The sequence below is a fragment of the Spirulina sp. LEGE 11439 genome (assembly GCF_059821285.1).
In genome coordinates this window covers 1,273-20,360 of the sequence record NZ_JCAMRX010000024.1, presented here as the reverse complement: position 1 = coordinate 20,360, position 19,088 = coordinate 1,273, and the positions used below count along the sequence as shown (strand labels likewise).

At 42.3% G+C, this 19,088-nt stretch carries 12 protein-coding genes and 2 pseudogenes; 5 read left to right on the top strand and 9 right to left on the bottom strand.

Features of this window, described 5'->3' with window-relative positions:
• A complete protein-coding gene (locus AC6RV6_RS16310) occupies positions 1-2,070 on the top strand; it encodes a hypothetical protein (protein WP_500241932.1) in 2,070 nt (689 codons plus the stop codon).
• 854 nt (positions 2,071-2,924) lie between these two features.
• Positions 2,925-3,557: a LexA family protein gene (locus AC6RV6_RS16305; RefSeq protein WP_500241931.1), complete on the top strand. Its 633-nt coding sequence runs from the start codon at positions 2,925-2,927 to the stop codon at positions 3,555-3,557.
• On the opposite strand, the gene AC6RV6_RS16300 is transcribed toward AC6RV6_RS16305, so the two are convergent.
• The 3 genes and pseudogenes from AC6RV6_RS16300 to AC6RV6_RS16290 all read right to left on the bottom strand — a co-directional run bounded on the left by AC6RV6_RS16300 (position 3,549) and on the right by AC6RV6_RS16290 (position 6,656).
• Positions 3,549-4,208, bottom strand: a complete 660-nt coding sequence (locus AC6RV6_RS16300; RefSeq protein WP_500241930.1) for an iron-sulfur binding domain-containing protein — start codon at positions 4,206-4,208, stop codon at positions 3,549-3,551. The genes AC6RV6_RS16305 and AC6RV6_RS16300 overlap by 9 nt on opposite strands.
• A gap of 482 nt (positions 4,209-4,690) precedes the next feature.
• A pseudogene (locus AC6RV6_RS16295) lies at positions 4,691-6,103 on the bottom strand (reverse transcriptase family protein); the annotation flags it as partial.
• An 85-nt stretch (positions 6,104-6,188) separates the two neighbouring features.
• Positions 6,189-6,656, bottom strand: coding sequence for a YraN family protein (locus AC6RV6_RS16290; protein WP_500241929.1), 468 nt, complete (start codon positions 6,654-6,656; stop codon positions 6,189-6,191).
• A gap of 113 nt (positions 6,657-6,769) precedes the next feature.
• On the opposite strand from AC6RV6_RS16290, the gene AC6RV6_RS16285 reads away from it, so the two are divergent.
• Positions 6,770-7,282, top strand: a complete 513-nt coding sequence (locus AC6RV6_RS16285) for a pentapeptide repeat-containing protein (RefSeq protein WP_500241928.1) — start codon at positions 6,770-6,772, stop codon at positions 7,280-7,282.
• A gap of 82 nt (positions 7,283-7,364) precedes the next feature.
• Here AC6RV6_RS16285 and AC6RV6_RS16280 read toward each other — a convergent pair whose 3' ends face one another.
• From AC6RV6_RS16280 to AC6RV6_RS16265, 4 genes are all read right to left on the bottom strand, one after another.
• Positions 7,365-8,741 (bottom strand): diguanylate cyclase domain-containing protein, encoded by a 1,377-nt coding sequence (locus AC6RV6_RS16280; RefSeq protein WP_500241927.1) that lies wholly within the window; start codon positions 8,739-8,741, stop codon positions 7,365-7,367.
• A gap of 2 nt (positions 8,742-8,743) precedes the next feature.
• Positions 8,744-11,173 carry a response regulator gene (locus tag AC6RV6_RS16275; protein WP_500241926.1) on the bottom strand — a complete coding sequence of 810 codons (2,430 nt, stop codon included), beginning with the start codon at positions 11,171-11,173 and terminating at the stop codon, positions 8,744-8,746.
• Between the two features lie 145 nt (positions 11,174-11,318).
• Entirely contained in the window at positions 11,319-14,048 is a 2,730-nt protein-coding gene (locus AC6RV6_RS16270; protein WP_500241925.1) for a hybrid sensor histidine kinase/response regulator, read from the bottom strand.
• A gap of 108 nt (positions 14,049-14,156) precedes the next feature.
• Positions 14,157-14,384, bottom strand: a complete 228-nt coding sequence (locus AC6RV6_RS16265) for a hypothetical protein (protein ID WP_500241990.1) — start codon at positions 14,382-14,384, stop codon at positions 14,157-14,159.
• A gap of 251 nt (positions 14,385-14,635) precedes the next feature.
• On the opposite strand from AC6RV6_RS16265, the gene lysS reads away from it, so the two are divergent.
• Entirely contained in the window at positions 14,636-16,369 is a 1,734-nt protein-coding gene (gene lysS, locus AC6RV6_RS16260) for a lysine--tRNA ligase (RefSeq protein WP_500241923.1), read from the top strand.
• A 172-nt stretch (positions 16,370-16,541) separates the two neighbouring features.
• Positions 16,542-17,906: a CHAT domain-containing protein gene (locus AC6RV6_RS16255; RefSeq protein WP_500241922.1), complete on the top strand. Its 1,365-nt coding sequence runs from the start codon at positions 16,542-16,544 to the stop codon at positions 17,904-17,906.
• Here the strand turns inward: AC6RV6_RS16255 and AC6RV6_RS16250 are convergent.
• Positions 17,845-18,543 carry a hypothetical protein gene (locus AC6RV6_RS16250; protein WP_500241921.1) on the bottom strand — a complete coding sequence of 233 codons (699 nt, stop codon included), beginning with the start codon at positions 18,541-18,543 and terminating at the stop codon, positions 17,845-17,847. The two genes, AC6RV6_RS16255 and AC6RV6_RS16250, sit on opposite strands and share 62 nt — an antisense overlap.
• A gap of 108 nt (positions 18,544-18,651) precedes the next feature.
• A pseudogene (locus AC6RV6_RS16245) lies at positions 18,652-19,088 on the bottom strand (hypothetical protein); the annotation flags it as partial.

The window sequence follows — 19,088 nt, the reverse complement described above, 5'->3', positions numbered from 1 at the left end:
ATGAACAATTATCAATTATCGCTTAAAACTCTTTTTGTTACCTGTTGTTTGTTGCCGACTATCTTTTTGGGGCGATCGGCAAAGGCGGAAGGAAGTGCCGATTTGATTACCAATGGCGGCGATCGCCCCTATTTGGAATATCGCAATGATTCTTTGGGAGGGATTCCTCGACGTACAACCATTAAAGTTTATGCTAGTGCTGGCGAAGTTATTACCATGGCCTCTTCTGCGATCGATCGAGGCGGGCGTATTGATTGGCGTGCCCCTGATGGTGTAACAACGGGAAGTGTTAATACTGGCTGCCGAATTATTGATGTGGCTGCAGAAACAGCGAAAACCTATACAACCTGTGATATTAATGTGACTCAAACTGGAGTTTGGGAAATTGATTTTGTCAGTCCGAATCCCGGCAATACTACCGATCCTCCCGTTAGGCCAGTCACTGCAAATTGGCCTCAACCTACTAACAGTAGCTATATTTCAGCGTGGGATGTCACCGTAACTAATGGAGGAGTAGCTCAAAGCGGGCGGGTTTATGCCAATTATTTTCCTTGGAATATGGGAGCGAATGGGCGATCGCTCAATTCGGAAGTGGTGGTTTTAACCGATCAAGGGTTTCAATACGAAATCAATCTCAACGGGATCGATCCCTTTGGTTTTATCTTTTTTGCCAATAATAAAGGCTTTCGAGACTCCACCAGCGAACCAATTTATCGCTCGCTCCAATTTGTGGGCAGCAATCCCGGGACAATTCCTTCAGGGTATTCCATTCACCTCCCCTCATCTGCGGATACGTCGGATGATATCACCCAAAAATTATTCATCAATGCTCCCGATACCTCAATGCCTGCAAGTGCCAGCATAAACGGTAGCACGACATGGCTCTATCAGGCTCCGATTATTCCTTCGCCGCCCAGTAATTTTGGCTTCACGGGGACAAGCGGAACGACTGGACTTGCCTTTGTCTCACCTTCAGGGGGAAATTTTACTTTTACGAATAACGGGAACACGGGAACTTATACGATTATTCTCGACCTCAACCAAAATGGAACTTTAGGAGATGGCAACGATCGCATCCTTATCGGTCGTGCTACCCCCGGAGACAATAGCGTGGCGTGGGATGGCTTAGATGGCAATGGCGATGCTGTTCCATCCAGTGATTTTACTTATCAAACAGAACTCACCACAGCTTACGGTGAAGTTCATTTTCCCATGCTCGATCCTGAAAATAACACCAACGGTTTCATTATTCGACGTCTCAGTCCCACGACCAATCCTCCCGATCCCTTGAACATTTACTACGATGACTCTAATACGGGGACGGATTTTACCCTCTGCGCCCAAGGAGAAACGGGGAGTGATTGTTACGGTACTGCCCCTAATCCTCGTTCTGCACTTTTAGGAACGAGCAGTTTTGGCGGAGGTCATGGATGGAGCAATAATTTTGGTAATATTCGCGGTATGGATACTTGGGTGAATTTCCCTATTTTTCCTTCTGTTACAGGAAGTTTCACAATTAGCGACGGTACGACGACAGACACTCCCGGTACTCTGCGAATTGTCAAGCGCATCACAAATATTACTCGCAATGGCAGCACGATATCTGGGGTTGATTTTTCCAGTTTTGTCGATGACACCACCACGACAGACGATAATGCTGACGGCTGGAGTAGTCTTTCTCCCATCGGTATTATTAATTTACCCGACAGCAACCCTCTCACGAGTGGCGATGAGGTTGAATATACGCTGTATCTCCTTTCCGACGGTGCTTCAGCACTATCTGATGTGAATATCTGCGATCCCGTTCCTCAAGGCACGGCTTTTGTTCGCGATACTTATGAGAGCGGTCGCGGTATTCTCTTGCGACAGGGAAATGGTGAAGAGTCTCAAACCAATACTGCTCTCGATAAAGATGAGGGGAAATTTTTTGAGGCTTTAACCCCTGTCGCGATCGATGCTTGTCCCAATGCCAATAATCCGACGGGTGCTGTGGTTATTGAAGGGTTATCTCTCTCCAATACTGCCACGGATAATGTTGGATTCGTTCGCTTTCGGGTAACGGTGAATTGAGAAGATGCGATCTCTTATAAACTACATTGCAGCAATTTTAATGAATTTTCATGAAAAAGAGGGAGGGTGTATTTATATTGCCTCCCTACTCTACAACTCAAGACCAAGATGTATGCCTACCAAGCGTATTTTGGTCTACTCTATCCTCTACTGAAGTTTGAGGCTCCTCTCTAGAGGATATTTGATATTTTTTACTCGAACATTTACAGTTTAGCATTTTTTGTACATTTTTCAAGTCATGATGATTTTTTGTACGTTTTTCAAGTATTAATACATTTTATCGAACCATGTTGACAAATAGTTTTTTTGTATTGTATTGTATTAGTGCAAGAGTTCTAGTCAAATGCCTACCAAGCAAAATTGAGACTCTCTATTCTTTATTACCTCAGAGGTAAAAAAATGTTGAAATTAAAAATTACCGAAAAAGACCTAATTACCTGGATTGCGTTACTTCTTTCTTTCCAAAGTGGTACTTTTGTAACGAAGAAGTACTTTCAGCAGCAATCTTTACTTCATTGTTCAGCAGATATTCAAACTCCCCAATCTCAACATTAGTTTGCGAATATTGGGATGCTTATCCGAAAATCATGTCTATCAGGTTACATTCTGTTGGCCTATAATAGCTGAAGAATAGTGAAAGAACCTAACAACTGGAATTTTTTTCAAATAGAGGAAATTCTTCTGTCTTAGTTTAGGTTGCTCTACACTATGAAATTTCCGCAACAATGTAAGGATAAAAATATTGTATTATTATCTTAATCAGTTGGGATAATAGTTGTAGATATGATATCCTTACATTCTTTCAAAAAAATTGTAGTATCAAATTTTAGCATTGAAAAAAAGGATTAAATATCATGAAACACGGAGGTTGTCGAAATGGATCGGGTCGTCCAAAAGGTAGTGGAAAGTTTCGTAATGAAGATAGCAAAGCTATGCGAGTCCCTACACCAATAAAACCTGTCATAGAAAAAGCATTAGAACTTCGTGAAAAAGATAAAGAACAGGGAATTCCTCTTGGAGATATCACATACAAAAAACATCAACTAAACTTCAAGCGTCCTGAAAATTTTGATATAAAGTCTCCAAAATTTCCAGTTGATGCAACTTTTTACACAACTTACGTCGGAGATATAAACGATTATGATAATATTATGGATTTAGGACAATATCTCATCCAAAATCCAGATCGTACATGGGTTCTAGAAGTAAGTGGAGATTCTATGAAAGGTGCAGGAATTAATTCAGGAGACTTATTGATTGTTGACATCAGCGATGAGCGATTAAATCCCAATCAAGGTAGCATCGTTGCGGTCAATTTTAATGGTGGAGTAACAGTTAAAAGATTTCGTAAGGATAAAGATAAGATTTTTTTGATTTCCGAAACTAAAAACGAGAATAATGAAAAAATAGAGGTCAAAATAGAGATCGCTGAGGAAGATTCTTTTGAGATTGTAGGAATTGTTAAAAAAGTTATTCATTCATTTTGATTCTAACTCAAAATAACAACACTGACGGCTTAAAGGACAACTCGAACAATGAGGATTTCTGGCCGTACAAATCGCTGCCCCAAAATCAATTAAGGTTAAATTCCAAGTGCCGACTTTTGCTTTAGGGGCAACTTGTTCCGCCGCTTGCCATAACAAAGGATCGCGGGATTTAACTCGTCCGCCTTCTAACCCAAAAACCCGCTCTAAAATCCGAGCGACATTGGTATCGAGAACCGCACAAGATTTATTATAAGAATTGGCTAATAGCGATCGCGCTGTATATTTCCCAACTCCCGGAAGTTGTAATAATTTGCTTTCCGTTTTGGGGATTTTGCCATGATATCGTTCTAATAAAATTGTGGCAGTTTCATGCAGTCGAGACGCACGAAAATGCAAACCAAGGGGTTGTAAAAGGTCGCGGATTTCTTCTACCGATCCCGCCGCTAATTCTTCTAAATTGGGATAGCGTTCCATAAACTGCTCGTAAAACGGGGCGGCGGTGGGTGCATCGGTTTTTTGTAAAATAAACTCAGCCGCTAAAATTGCATACGGATCTCGGGTTCTGCGCCAAGGAAAATCGCGAAAATTTTCCCGACTCCATTCTTGCATTTTGCGGCGAAACCATTGTATTTTTGTTCGTTCTAAAGACATTTTTTTAATTTTTTTGACTCAGTTTTAAGTTTTGACAAGCAATATTCTCGTTCCATTCATTCATCAAATAATTGCTGAAGATAGCCAAGTTATTTGCAATCGAAAAAAAGTGGTGCGAACTTCTTCAGACTGTCCGATCTAGATCCTTGTTCCAGCGATCGCAATTAATTGATTTTTTCTATAGTTCCGGCAGTACGATAAAATTTTCCGACTGCAGATTCGCGAATTTCCTCAACGCAATATCTTGCACCTTCTTCCATTAAATTCCGAGGAATCTGTACGTTCCAAGCAGGATTGTATCCTTCGGAAATGACCCTGATTTTTAACTTGCTTCCCTGCTGATAACATTCTAAAATAATCCTCTCGGGAAAAGCTCCTGTTTCTTCTGGTTCTAGGTTTTTTTCGGCAACAACTGGAGTAGAAATGATAGGAGATGAAAGCACTGAAATAGTTTCATCCGATCGTGTCTTTGTTTCTTGTAAACTCCATTTTTCTCGAATGCGATCGATCTGTTCTAAAAATATTTTTCCTTGGTCTGGATTCACCATATTGACAAAATTGGCAAATCCTTGTATTGCAATCATTAAACCAACACGATTGGAACTGCCCCAATGTTTCCCCTCAATGCCATCTTGTTCGATATGATATAAAGCTGCACGAAAGCGCTTGAGAGTTTTTCGATCGATATTCAACGCTTCATTCACAATAATTCCCGTGACTTCTAACTGACTGGATTTGCGCCGCATAATGCGTGTTTTCTCTTCATTAATCACAAACCCTTCATGAGCAACAATCGACTCGGTACGGCGCAAAAGATTGCAAATATAGCGTAAATTGTTCTCCCCCGAAGCAGAAAATGTTAAATCGTCGGCGTAACGCGTATAAGTAAATCCCAAACTTGCCGCCATTCCCTTCAAGCGCCTGTCCAACCGACGACAAATAATATTACTAATGGCTGGAGAAGCGGGAGATCCTTGGGGTAGATGGCGATCGCCTAACGCGACAAAATAAGTTTTCCCATCTAACTCCACCTCTTCTACATCTGCCTCTGTAGACAATAGCGCCAAAATTGTTCCGGCAGCTTCGGAATACCCTAAAGACCGAAATAATCCCTTGACTCGCCGATAAGAAATGGTGGGGAAAAAATCTTTTAAATCGAAATTAATCACCACATCTGCGCCGATATGAGGTCGGGCATTAGTGAGGATCGAGCGATCGCGCCGAAATCCATGCACGGCTTCGTGAACTTCTACCTTGTCTAAAATCTCCCGTAAAAGCCAATGCTGTAAACGTTTTAACCTCGGCATGGGTGCAGAAATTAAGCGTTCTCCGCCTCTTTTTTTCGGCATTTTGAAGCGAATATAATGGGAAAGGGTGGCAACTTGGCGATTGAAAGCGAGAAAGCGCAATTCTCCGACCGAAATGCCCATCGCGATCGCTATTTCTTCAGCAGTATTAACAACCGGTAAATTGCGACTTTGCAAGCGATCGCGATCGCTATTTTTGTGATTGAGTCCCCTAGAAACTCCCTCACCTAAATAAATGATGTCCCGTTGTTTTTGTTGCTGCCATGCTTCAGCGCGATCGCGTCTCTCTCGTTCTCGTCGTTCCTTCGTTTCTTGTTGTTTGCGCCGCGACTCCGCTAAGCGTTGTTTGAGTGCCTGTTTTCGCAATTGCTTCTCGCTGTGCAGTCGGCTGCTTTCTCGGCGCAGTTCTGACAATTCCCGACGCAGTTCCCCCTCACGGCGAATTTCGTCGGCAGGATCGTGGGGAAGGGTGTCTTGCTTCGGCCAAAATCCCAAACGAATCATTTCTGCGAGAACAAATTCTTGTTTCCCTCCTTGACTGCGGATGAGGTCATACAATTCTTGGCGGGTACGGGGTTGTTGAGACATAATATCGCTGCAAAATTCTGAAATTAAGGCAATTTTGAATCCGAACCAGAATCATTGTAGTTCATTCATATCGTTTTTCGCCTTTTCAACCTTCCGATATTCCCACTCCTGCCAGATAATCCTGTAATACAAACTCGTACCCCGATCGCAGCACGGGTTGATTGAACATTACAGGAGAAGAAACCGCCGCAGAATCTAAAACGCGCTGATAGTGGACTAATGCCAGATCGAAGCGACAGGGAAAATCGGCATAATTGGGATATTGTGCTAAAAATAACTCCGCCGTCTGCCAGAGTTTCGCTTGCTTTTGAGGCGTTATCGCGAGAAGTCCGTTGACATCCCAATTATCGGAACTGCGGGTTTTTACCTCAACAAAAATTAGCACCGGATCGGGCGATCGCACCACCAAATCGATTTCCCCCCAGCGACAGTGCCAGCGTTGGTGTAGAATCTGCCATCCTTGCGACTTTAACCAATCGGCAACGATCTCCTCTCCCAATCGTCCCACCTCGAGGGATCGCTTTCCCTGCTTTTGACGTTTAATTTCACTCAAAATTGATTTCTCCGACAATTTTCTCGATAGGATTGCTATATACTGCTTTTGGTGGGCATGACCTACCCTATATAATATTCTCAAAAAACTGCAGGCCACAAAATTGTAAACCCATGATAACAAAAAACTTTCTTTCTCGTATTTCTACAGTTTTAACCAGTTTTCTCCTTTTATTAATCGCAGGCTTTATCTTTTACAACATTTTCGCCTCTCCCGTTCTTGCCGTTTCCTACGAGAAAAGCACCTTTATCGGTGAGGATTTTTCCCATCAAGATTTAAGAGATGATAGCTTCGATCATTCTATTTTGCGTAAATGCGACTTTAGCTACGCCAATTTAGCAGGCGTGGGTTTCTTCTCCTCCAATCTTGATGGGGCTAATTTTGAAGGGGCAAATCTTCGCAATGCTGTTTTGGGATCGGCGCGTTTATCTCATGCAAATTTAACCAATGCTGTCTTAGAAGATGCCTTTGCCTTTGGTGCTTTATTTGCCGGAGCAGATATTGAAGGGGCAGATTTTACCAATGTTTTACTCAGAGCAGACGTTCAAGAAAAACTCTGCAAGATCGCCTCGGGAACGAACCCCACAACCGGACGAGAAACCCGAGAAACATTGCTGTGTTGGTAAAGTCTCAATGTTGCAATTCTGATTTCTCTAACTTTACTCTTTGGGAGAATCAATTTTTAGAGGTTGAGATTGCCAGAAAAGATTATTCACCTTCATAAAGTTCAATACAATCGCTGTCTTTTTGGCAAGCGCGATCGAGGGCTTGTTGGGCGCGATCGACTAAAATTGTAGAAGACTCATTGATGGTCGGAATAAAGGTCGCAATACCGACCGAAATTTTCATGTTTTCCTCTGCTTCTCTAGAATCAGAATCTTCTCCATACTCGAGACTGGTGCGGATTAGTTCGGCAACTTGCAACGCCCAGTAATCGTCGGCATTGGGTAAAATTGCGGCAAACTCTTCCTCTTCATAACGCGCGACTAATTCTTCCGAACGACGGAGGTATTGTTTAATCGTCTTGGCTATTTTTTGCAAATATTTATTTCTGGCTTCCTCTCCATAACTTTCCCGAAAGCTTGCCAAGCGATCGATACGGAATAAGATTAGGGAAAGCGAGGCTGTTTTGCCAGCTAAATTTTGCCACTGTTGATTGAGGTAAATTTCAAAATAACGTCGATTAGCAGTTTGTGTTAATTCATCCACTGTCGAACGTTCCGCCAATTCTTGATTTTCTGCTTGTAGAGATAAAAGAATCTCTTTTTGTTGGGTAATGTCGCGAACGGTAACTGCAAATCCATCTCCTAGTTTGACAGCATTCAAATAGTACCAAATTTTTCTATCTTCTCGTTCGTAGCAAAATTCTCGTTCTAAAGAATCTCCGGTTTCTGCCACTTTGACAAACTCTTCAAATAAGAGGGGATCGTGCTTGCTGAGAAATTTTCTGAGGATAAGTTTGCCAATTAACTCTTCTTTGTTGCGATCGACGACGCGAGAAATTACAGGATTAACAACAATGCAGCGAAAATCGGCAATCTTTCCCGTTCTCGGTTCTCGCACGGATTCTAAGGCAGCAATTCCATCTGAAGATGTGTTTAAAATACTGACCAAAAGAGCGCGAGATTGATGTAATATCTCTTCAGTTTCTTTGCGTTGTTTAATTTCTTGCTGGAGTTGCCTTTTTTGTCGTTGAATCGTGAGTTGACTTTCAATGCGAGCGATCACTTCTTCAACTTGAAAAGGCTTGGTAATATAATCAATTCCTCCCATTTGAAAGGCTTTGACCTTATCTAAAACTTCATCTAAGGCACTAATAAAAATAACAGGAACGTCAGAGATTTCTCGATCGGCTTTCAGTTGAGAGCAGACCTCATAACCATCCATATCCGGCATTTTGATATCGAGCAAAATTAAATCCGGGGCTGCCGATTTTGCGGCTCGCAGGGCAATTTTGCCATTGATAGCCTTGCGAACTTTATAGCCATTTTCCGACAGCATTTGCGAGAGAACGCGCAAGTTTTCTGGGAGGTCATCTACAATTAAAATATCACCAAAAATTTTTTGATTTTGCTCTGTAGTCATTCTTAAATTTTTTCGATTAATTCAATAATTTGATCGAGACGAAATTGATTGACTAAATTGGCGATCGCTTTCGCTAAATCGGCATAGTCTTCGGGTATTTCTGCCACAAGCGTCAGAATTTGTTCGTCATCCAAATCGATCGCGGCTTGATAAAGTCGCTCCCGCCAAGATTTGGGCATGACTCGCAACCCGACTGAATCTAAGAGATTGCCTTGATTTTGACGTTGAGGATGTCGATTAGTATCATCATAAACATAACGGACTCCTAAATGCTTGGCCATTGTCTCAAAAAGTTCTTCCTCTCGGAAAGGTTTCCTTACGAAGTCATCGCACCCAGCAGAGAGAACGATCGCTTTTTCTTCTTCTAAGGCACTGGCCGTTAAAGCAATCACCGCCGTTGCATTTCCTTTGATGGTTCTTTTAATATATTTAGTGGCTTCATAACCGTCCATGACGGGCATTCGCATATCCATCCAGATCAAATGAGGCTCCCAAGTTTCCCAAACCTTAAGTGCTTTTTCTCCATTTTCAGCTTCTTTGACTGCAAATCCAAGGGGTTGTAACAATTTAATTAAAAGCGTGCGATTGCTGGGGCGATCGTCTACGACGAGAATGCGATATTGGATTTGGCGATCGGCGAGGGCAATGACCCGACGTTTGGCGGTTGTTTGCGGAACTTGATTGGCGAGGGCAACATTAACCCGAATTTCAAAGCTAAAGATACTGCCTTTTTTTCGCACGCTATGGACGCGAATATCTCCCCCCATCAAACGAATAAATTTGCGACTGATGAGCAATCCCAACCCCGTTCCTTCTTGAAGTTCTTCTCCGGATTGGGTTTGCGTAAAGGCTTCAAAAAGGCGATCGAGTTCTTCTGGGGCGATGCCCATGCCGGTATCTTCAATTTCAAAGTGAAGGGTTGTTAGGGATTCCGCTTCTAAACCTTCTTTGTCAAGAGATGAAGTTGCAAGCGAAGGTTGGGATTTTTGATTATTAGTTGTTCCTGTATTGTCCGTTGAGGTCGTTCGCTTTAGCGTTCCCGATCGGGAGTAGGGATGGCGAATTGCATTCGCCAGATCCAATTGACCTGTTGATAATTGTTCATTGCTCATTGAAAAAGCTCGCACGGCAATGAATCCTATATGAGTAAATTTAATGGCATTGCCTAATAAATTGATCAGTACTTGGCGCAGTTTAACGAGATCTGTGCAAATATATTGTGGAAGATTTTCTTCTCGTTTAAAAATTAATTGCAAGCCTTTGTTTTCAGCTTGTAAAATAAACATGTCTTCGAGTTCATCTAAGAGACGGTAAAGATCGAAATTGACAGGCATCACGGCGGTTTTTCCTGCTTCGATTTTCGAGAGATCTAAAATATTATTGATCAAGGTGAGTAAGTGTTCGCCACTGCGATTAATAATGCTAACATTTTCTCGATCGCTCTGGGAAAGACTATCCGAACGATTCATCAGTTGAGAAAAGCCGAGAATGGCATTGAGAGGAGAGCGCAATTCATGGCTCATATTGGCAATAAATGTACTTTTAGCTTTATTCGCTGCGTCTGCTGCTTCTTTGGCGCGAATCAGTTCTTCTTCTACAGCAATACGATCGCTGACATCGTTTTGAATGCCAATAAAATGAGTGAGATTCCCACTAGAATTATGAACGGGAGAAAGGCTTAATTCGCTCCAAAAGGATGTTTTATCTTTACGCTGATTCTGGAAAAGCACCTGACAAAATTCCCCATTTTCAAGGCTATGTTGTAATTTCTGAAAATCGGCACTTTCGCGATCGCTTTCCAGTACAAAATAGAATTTTTGTCCTAATACTTCCTCGCGACTGTATCCGGTAATGCGCTCGAAGCCGGTATTCACAAAGATAATGGGATAATTTTCGACGCGAGCATCGGCAATAATAATGCCATTCACCGATTCTGCGATCGCTCTTTTCAGAATTCGCAAAGATTCCTCGATGGCTTGGCGAGATTCGATTTCTTCTTGGAGTTTTTGGTTTTGATGTTGCAGTTGCAATTGTAGCGATCTCATTCGCAATTGATTTTCAATGCGTGCCAATACCTCTACGGTTTCAAAGGGTTTGGTAATATAATCGACTCCGCCAACTTGAAAACCTTGCAGTTTATTAATGGCTTCGTGCAAAGCACTGATAAAAATGATAGGAATATCGCAAGTTTCGGGAGTGCCTTTTAAGGTTTCGCAGACCTGATAGCCATTTAAACCGGGCATATTAATATCCAATAAAATTAAATGCGGTGGTTTTGAACGTGCCGATTTTAAAGCTAATTTACCATTGGGAGCCACGCGTACTTCATAACTTTGCTCGGCGAGCATTTGGGTTAATACGCTTAAATTTTCTGGCGTATCATCGACAACGAGAATACTCGTAGATTCGGATAGAGATGCTCGGACATTCATGGATTTTCTCCTCGTTTGGTGAATTCTAGTAATTGCTCGAGTTTGTCAGCGATCGGCTATCTGGATAGATTGATCAAAACGTGTTTTAAGGCTGACATGATTATAAAAGTCTTAAAGCTGTTTGTTTGCGATCGGTAATATTAGTTTAGACAATCTGTTTTTCAATCAGTTCGAGTAAATACTCAAACTCATAACGCGACACGAGAGCGAGTAAAGTAGCAGCTAGTTTTTTATGTTGCAATGGAATTTCTGCAATTAACTTTTCCATTTCGCTAATATTTCCTTCAATAAGAGCGTGCTGAAATTCCTGCAACCATATTTTCGGCAGTATCGCGAGATCTTCAGGAACAAGTTGAGAAGGTGTAATACTTTCTTCTGCGATCCCAGGCTCTTCATAAATAAACTGAATCTCTAAATGCTTTTCTAAGGCTTGGAAAATATCATTTTCTCGAAATGGTTTGCGAATAAAATCGGCAAACCCAGAGGCCAACACGACGGCTTTCTCTTCTTCTAAAACACTGGCTGTAATGGCAAGAATTTTGGGACTTTCTCCTCGAGAATGGCTGTGAATGATATGGGCGGCTTCGTATCCATCCATGATGGGCATTCGCAAATCCATCCAAATCAACTGGGGTTGCCATTCTTGCCAAATTTCGCTCGCTTCTTGACCATTTTGAGCTTCTTTGAGGGCAAATCCAAAAGGGGCAAGGAGTTTCATTAAGAGTTGGCGATTGACGAGTTTATCATCAACAATAAGGAGGCGATAATTAGCAGGTTGAGGGGTAGCGATCGCGATCGCTCGACGGCGAGAAAAATGAGATTTAACTTGAGAGGTGGCTAAAGCAACTTGAATGTCAAATTGAAAGGTTGTGCCGCGATTCAATTCGCTTTGCACGGTAATATCTCCTCCCATCAAGCGCACGAATTGACGAGAAATGGGCAAACCTAACCCCGTTCCTTCTTTTGCTGTTGCACCACTTTGAGTTTGTCCGAAGGCGGCAAAAACTTGCTCGATTTCTTCTGAGGCAATTCCTACGCCAGTATCTTCGATTTCAAAATGAATTTGGTGTTGGTTCTTGGTTATTGGTTGTTGACTGAGGGTGACGGGTGACGGGTGACTGATATGGACGGAAATTCCGCCTTCTTGGGTAAATTTAATGCCGTTGTTAATGAGATTGATTAACACTTGGTTGAGTTTGGTGCGATCGCTGTGAATGAAGCGAGGGACATCTTCCGCACAATCGAAATGGAGTTGTAAGCCTTTTTCTTCGGCTTTGATATATAACATTTGCTCGACTTCATCTAAGAGGCTATAGAGGTCAAAATCTGAAGGATTGAGGCTGGTTTTCCCGGCTTCAATTTTTGATAAATTTAAAACATTATTAATCAGGGTTAATAAATATTCGCCACTGCGATTGATGATATTGACATTTTCTTGATGTTCGGGGGACAGGGCTTGCGATCGCGTCAGGATTTGTGAAAAGCCGAGAATGGCATTGAGAGGGGTTCGCAATTCGTGGCTCATATTGGCAAGAAAGGTGCTTTTGGCTTGATTAGCTGCATCGGCTTTTTCTTTGGCGATTTCTAATTGTTGGTTGGACTCGGCTAGTTCTGCGGTGCGTTCTTCGACCCGTTGTTCTAAGGTTGCAAAAGCATCTTGCAATTGTATTGCCATGCTATTAAAAGATCTAGACAATTCTCCGAGTTCATCCTCTCTTTTCATCTCAACTATTTTATGCCACTTTCCGCGAGCGAGTTTTTTTGCCGAATGATTGAGATCTAAAATCGGTCGCGTGACCCATTGTGCTGTTAAAATGCCGATCGCGATCGCGACTCCTAAAGCGGCAAAACACAGAACGATTGTCGTGCGGTTATTCGCGTGAATTTGCGCCATAAAATCAGCTTCAGGAATGGTTACGACAATAAGCCAGTCGAGGCCGTACTCGTCCCGAAAAGGTTGCACTTGTACGAATTCTCGCCGACCATTGAGGGTAAATTCGAGTTGTTCGGGGGTTTGAATGCGATCGAAGCTGCCAAAATGGTCTTTTAAATAATTTGCTGTGTCTCGCACGATCGGATTATCGAGTTCCGTCGCTTGTAGTCGTTTGACTTCCTCTCCGTTCTTGAGGTAAGGAGGCTCGTCCAGAGAGGTCATTAATAATTGGCCAGAACGCTCCATAATAAAAGTTTCCCCCGATTTGCCAATTTCTAGATTTTGCAGAAATTGGGCAAATTCTTCCGATAAAAAGAATTCTGTTGAACAAACTCCAAGAATGTCGCCTTTACGATCGTAAACGGGGATGCTTGCAGATAACAGGGGCAAATTAACGATCGCATCGAGAAAAATATCGCCCCAAACAGGTTGACCTGCCGCGATCGCATTTTTATACCAAGGGCGCTCTCGGGAATCGTAGCGAGGTACTCTCTCATCAAGGTTAGGCTCGGTTATATTTCCTTGGGAGTCAAGTTTATAATCCACAAAACGATTATTAGTATCCTTGCTAACTATTGTAAAAATCATGGGTTTGCCCGGTTCTGTTCCCACCCCAAAAAATCCCCCATCTTCTTCGCGACCGCAGGAAATCCAACTATTACTCGGAAACAATTGTGACTGCTTCCAGAGAAGATAAGCGCCTTGAATCTCAGTCAGATCGATATCTCCTTGGGCAAAGGCACTGGCATTGAGTTGATTGATAATATGAGGCGCTTCCGTATAAATTCTCAATTCTCGCTCAATTCTTTCAGTCAGTTCTTTTCGCAACTGCAAAGCTAGGTCATTGACTGCTTTTTGTCCGTTTTTAAACGAGAGATAGCCGACAACTCCCACCGTGCCAAAGATTTGCAGGATAAAAGGAACGAGCAAAACTACACGCAAGGATAGGTGCGAGGATAAACGCAAGAACAGTTTTCTCGATAAATTCGCGCAGGAATTGGACCAAGATTTGAAAACCATACAATTTCCGAAAGTGCCTAACTTTTAAATTTAATTGAGATTGCCTGTTTTTTCAATAAGTTCGAGTAAATACTCAAACTCATAACGTGCTACAAAATCGAGCAAAGTAACAGCTAGTTTTTTATGTTGTGAGGGAATTTTCTTGACCAACATTTCCATTTCTCTAACTCTACCTTCAATAAGAGCGTGCTGAAATTCCTGCAACCATATTGTCGGCAGCATCACGAGATCCTCATGAACAAGTTGAGAAGGTGTAATATTTTCTTCTGTGGTCGCAGGTTCTTCATAAATAAACTAAATCTCAAAAGATAGATTTGTGAGCAACGGGAGTTCAAAAAAATGAAAAAATAGACAATAAAAGTATAAAAAATGATAGCGATCGCGAATAATATCTGCTATAATAGAGACAGCAAAAACAAAACTATTGTTTTTGACTTAATTGTTTTTTCATGCTTTAAACTCTGCCAATTAATCGGTTTCTTAATAAGTTACTCCAAAGGTCAGGTAATATGCCATCAAACCCATCCCAAAAAAAATCCGAGAAACAACCGGAAAACAAATCGACTCTCAAGGAAATTCGCGCTACAAGATTGGAGAAAGTCGAACAGTTAAAACAAGAAGGATTGAATCCCTATGCTTATAAATGGGAATCAACTCACTGTGCCGCAGAATTACAAGAAACCTATGCCGATCTCGCTGCCGGAGAAGAAATTGATGTCGCCGTTTCCATTGCCGGACGAATTACGGCCCGTCGCGTTTTTGGGAAATTAGCATTTTTTAGCTTGCAAGATGAAAGCGGAAATATTCAGCTTTATTTAGAAAAAAAGCGCATTCAAGCCAAAATGGAGGAAATTCCTAATGCGTTTAACCTCCTGAAAAAATTAACCGATGTCGGGGATATTTTCGGCGTTAAAGGGACAATTAAGCGCACAGAAAAAGGCGAACTTTCTATCTATGTCAGCGAGTATGCCATGTTGACTAAATCTCTCTTACCTTTACCGGATAAATGGCACGGTTTAACCGATACAGAAAAGCGCTATCGCCAGCGTTATGTCGATTTAATTGTGAATCCATCCGTCCGAGAAACCTTTCGCCGTCGCGCTAAAATTACCGCCGCAATTCGCCGTTATTTAGACGATCGCGGCTTCATTGAAATTGAAACTCCCGTTCTACAAAGCGAAGCCGGAGGAGCCGATGCTCGTCCTTTTACGACTTATCATAATACCTTGCAGATGGATTTATATCTGCGAATTGCCACAGAATTACACCTCAAACGCTTAATTGTTGGAGGGTTTGAGAAAGTCTTTGAATTAGGGCGAATTTTCCGCAATGAAGGAGTTTCGACTAAACATAATCCCGAATTTACGAGCATTGAAATTTATCAGGCTTATGCCGATTATTATGATATGATTGCGCTGACAGAGAATTTAATTACCGATGCAGCCCGAGAGGTATTGGGAACATTAAAGCTCTCCTATCAAGATACAGAAATAGACTTGACTCCTCCTTGGCGACGAGTCACCATGCACGAGTTAGTTCTCGAAGTTACGGGATTAGATTTTGGCGCTTATCAAGATTTTAACCAAGCCAAAGAAGCGGCTAAAACTGCTGGAATTGAGATTCCTGCGAAATGTCAAACCATTGGAGCTTTATTGAATGAAGCCTTTGAACAAAAGGTGGAAGAAACATTAATTCAGCCAACATTTGTTTTAGATTATCCCAAGGAAATTTCTCCTCTCACTAAGCCGCACCGCTCGAAAATAGGTTTGGTAGAACGGTTTGAATTGTTTATTTTTGGACGAGAAACAGCGAATAGTTTCTCAGAATTAACCGATCCCATCGATCAGCGAGAGCGACTGGAATTACAGGCAGCTAAAAAAGCGGCTGGAGATTTAGAAGCGCAAGGGGTTGATGAAGATTTCTTAGCTGCTTTAGAGTATGGAATGCCTCCGACGGGAGGCTTGGGAATTGGGATCGATCGCTTGGTGATGATCTTGACCAATTCCCCTAGCATTCGCGATGTTATTGCCTTTCCTCTGCTCAAAAATACCAGCGCGGTCATGCAATCTTTTGATTACGACCCAGAAAAAAAAATCCTGAAAGTTGAGTTTGCTAATGGTAGTGTCTACAAATATAATGACGTACCGGAGGACGTTTATAAGGAAATGAAAAATACTCCTTCTTTAGGGCAGTTTTTTAATTCTCAGGTACGAGAAAAATATGGTTTCGATCGTGAGAAATAAGAAATAGCTTATTGCTGCCAAAACTTTAAGAGTGCAGTCTTTGCATTTTTCATTCTCTTCTCAGTTTTCTTAACTCTATTCTCACAAAATTTAAGCCAGAGTTCAGCCAACGAATTTATGATAAGAGCGATCGTAAAATTACGATCGCTTCCCTCATCTCGATCGCGAAAATATGAAACGCCAAGTATTTCCCATAACATCTCAGAGAGGCTTTTTTCTTCGCAGTATCATGGCTTTAGTTTGCACGATATTCATTGGTGCGATCGCTCCATTATCCCCTCTCAAGGCACAGGAAAATCAAAATATCCCCTTGTTTTCCGAAAGCAAACTTTCTGCCACGATCGTACAAATGGAAAAAGATTGGGCAGAAGAATACGAAGAATATTTTGGCACAGAGTTTGTGAACTTGGCCATGCAAACAGAAGAGATGGCGCGATCGCTGACTCAACTGGGAGAAGAAACGGGAACTCGTCCCGCGATCCTCTGGTTGCTCTCCAGAAGCGATCGCCTCAATATTGCTCTGACGACTCCGGGGAAACCGCCTATTTCCCGCAATATTATGGCAGCCGATCGCGAATCTTTGCAACAAACAATTCGCTCCTTTCGGCGAGAACTTGTCGATCCTCGCAGACATCATTCAAAACGCTACAAAAACTCTGGAAAGCAGCTTTATGATTGGATAATCGCACCCATTGAAGCAACATTAGAAGCAGAAAATATTGATACAATTATTATTAGTGCTGGCTCGGGATTGCGAACTTTTCCTTATGCCGCCTTATACGATGGCGAACATTTTTTAATTGAAAAATATAGCTTAACAAATACCCCCGCATTTTATCTGACATCAAGAGAATATAAACCCCTCAAAAATTCTCGTGTTTTGGCAATGGGAGCCTCGGAATTTAGCGATCTTGCCCCTTTACCCGGAGTCACCATCGAACTCGAAACGATTACCCAGAAACTTTGGCAAGGAGAGGCTTTTTTAAACGAAACCTTTACCCTCAATAACTTACAAGATCGCCGCAAAAACTATCCTTTTGAGATCGTTCATTTAGCCACTCACGCTCAATTTCAACCGGGAGACCCCAATGCTTCTTTCATTCAACTTTTTGATGAAAAATTAACCCTCGATCGCCTCGATCGCTTGAATTTAAATAATCCTCCCGTAGAATTATTGGTCTTGAGTGCTTGTCAAACTGCTCTCGGCGATCGTGATGCTGAATTGGGTTTTGCGGGTTTAGCCGTGCGATCGGGTGTTAAATCAGTTCTTGCCAGTTTGTGGCAAGTCAGTGATGTGGGATCGGTTGCCTTAATGAGCGAATTTTATCAGCAATTAAAAGATACCTCCACCAAAGCAGAAGCATTGCGAAAAGCTCAACTTGCTATGATTCGTGGAGAAGTGCGCTTGGAGGATGGAGAATTATTGAATTCTTCGACGCGAGTTGCTTTCCCGAGGAATATTGCGATTGCAGGAACTACTGATTTTTCACATCCCTATCATTGGGCGGCTTATTCTTTAGTGGGTAGTCCTTGGTAATTGAGAGAGAGTTTTGCAATGTCTCCTCAGAAGCTTCTTTCTGGGTTAAGTCAATCAGATTTGGCAGATCAACAAGGGTACTTTCTTGTGCTAAGAGCGTCAGATCACCCCACTTCACTTCACCTTTTCCAGTGCAGAAGCCGACGCTAAAGTGAGTAATCTTACCCTCTTTTACTTTGAGGACGGCCCCTGCTATAACAAACTCTACGTTGACAGTGAACTGAAGCTCTCCCAGGTCGACCTTTTCTCCAAACTTTAGCTTAAGGGAAGGCTTATGCTGGGAGACAATCGTATGTTCAACTAGGGGGATATCCATGCCCTCTTCATCCGCATCTTGGTCTTTTTCATCCTTATCTGGTTTTTCACTTTTGAGGTCGTTTTGCAATTCCTCATTTTCGCCCCATGTTTTAACCAGAATATCTGTCACCTTGATGTTTAAAAGCTGGTCAACCTGCTCAAGCATTTTCTCCAAGAGTTTCTGGTAGAAAGCGTCAGGTATAGTAATACTCTTGGCTTCTTCAGCAAACTTCTCTTTGAAGATTTTAAGCTTATCATTGTCTGCCAGTTCAGCTGCTTTTTCTCTCAAACACTCCTTAGCTCTGAAGAACTGACTTAAAGTTGCATTGCCATTGTTCATAATAGTGAACCTCCGGATAGTTGAGAAAACGGTTAATTACTGTGAACCAGTGAGTCTTATGGTTGGGACTATTTGCTAAATCAAGTGGTTGCTGCTATAGCGAGTGTTTTAGGTTGCTGGCTTTTTGATTGAACCCTCGGAGACTTGAATACTTCGCTGCCCTCCATCGAGATTGGGGACAAAGTGAATAGCCAGCTTGAGGGGAAAATTGCTTTGGGTAATAATGCGCTGAGTTCCTAGGGTTTTAACGGGTTCAAAGTGAATATCCATTTCAGTTGTTAGTTCTTCAGATCTCTGCTTTCTTAGGCGAGAGGCTAACACACCCACAACTCCCAAAACCACGACAATGACGAGCCACAGCCAGATTCGTTGGCTCTCAACAGGGTTGGGTTGACGCACGTCACCGACACCAGTTGGCTCAACCTCGACGGGTGCCTCTGTTGGAAGCGGAGAGGGTGTAGTTTGGGGTAAAGGGGAAGGTTCTACTACTGGGGAAGGTTCTACTACTGGGGAAGGTTCTACTACTGGGGAAGGTTCTACTACTG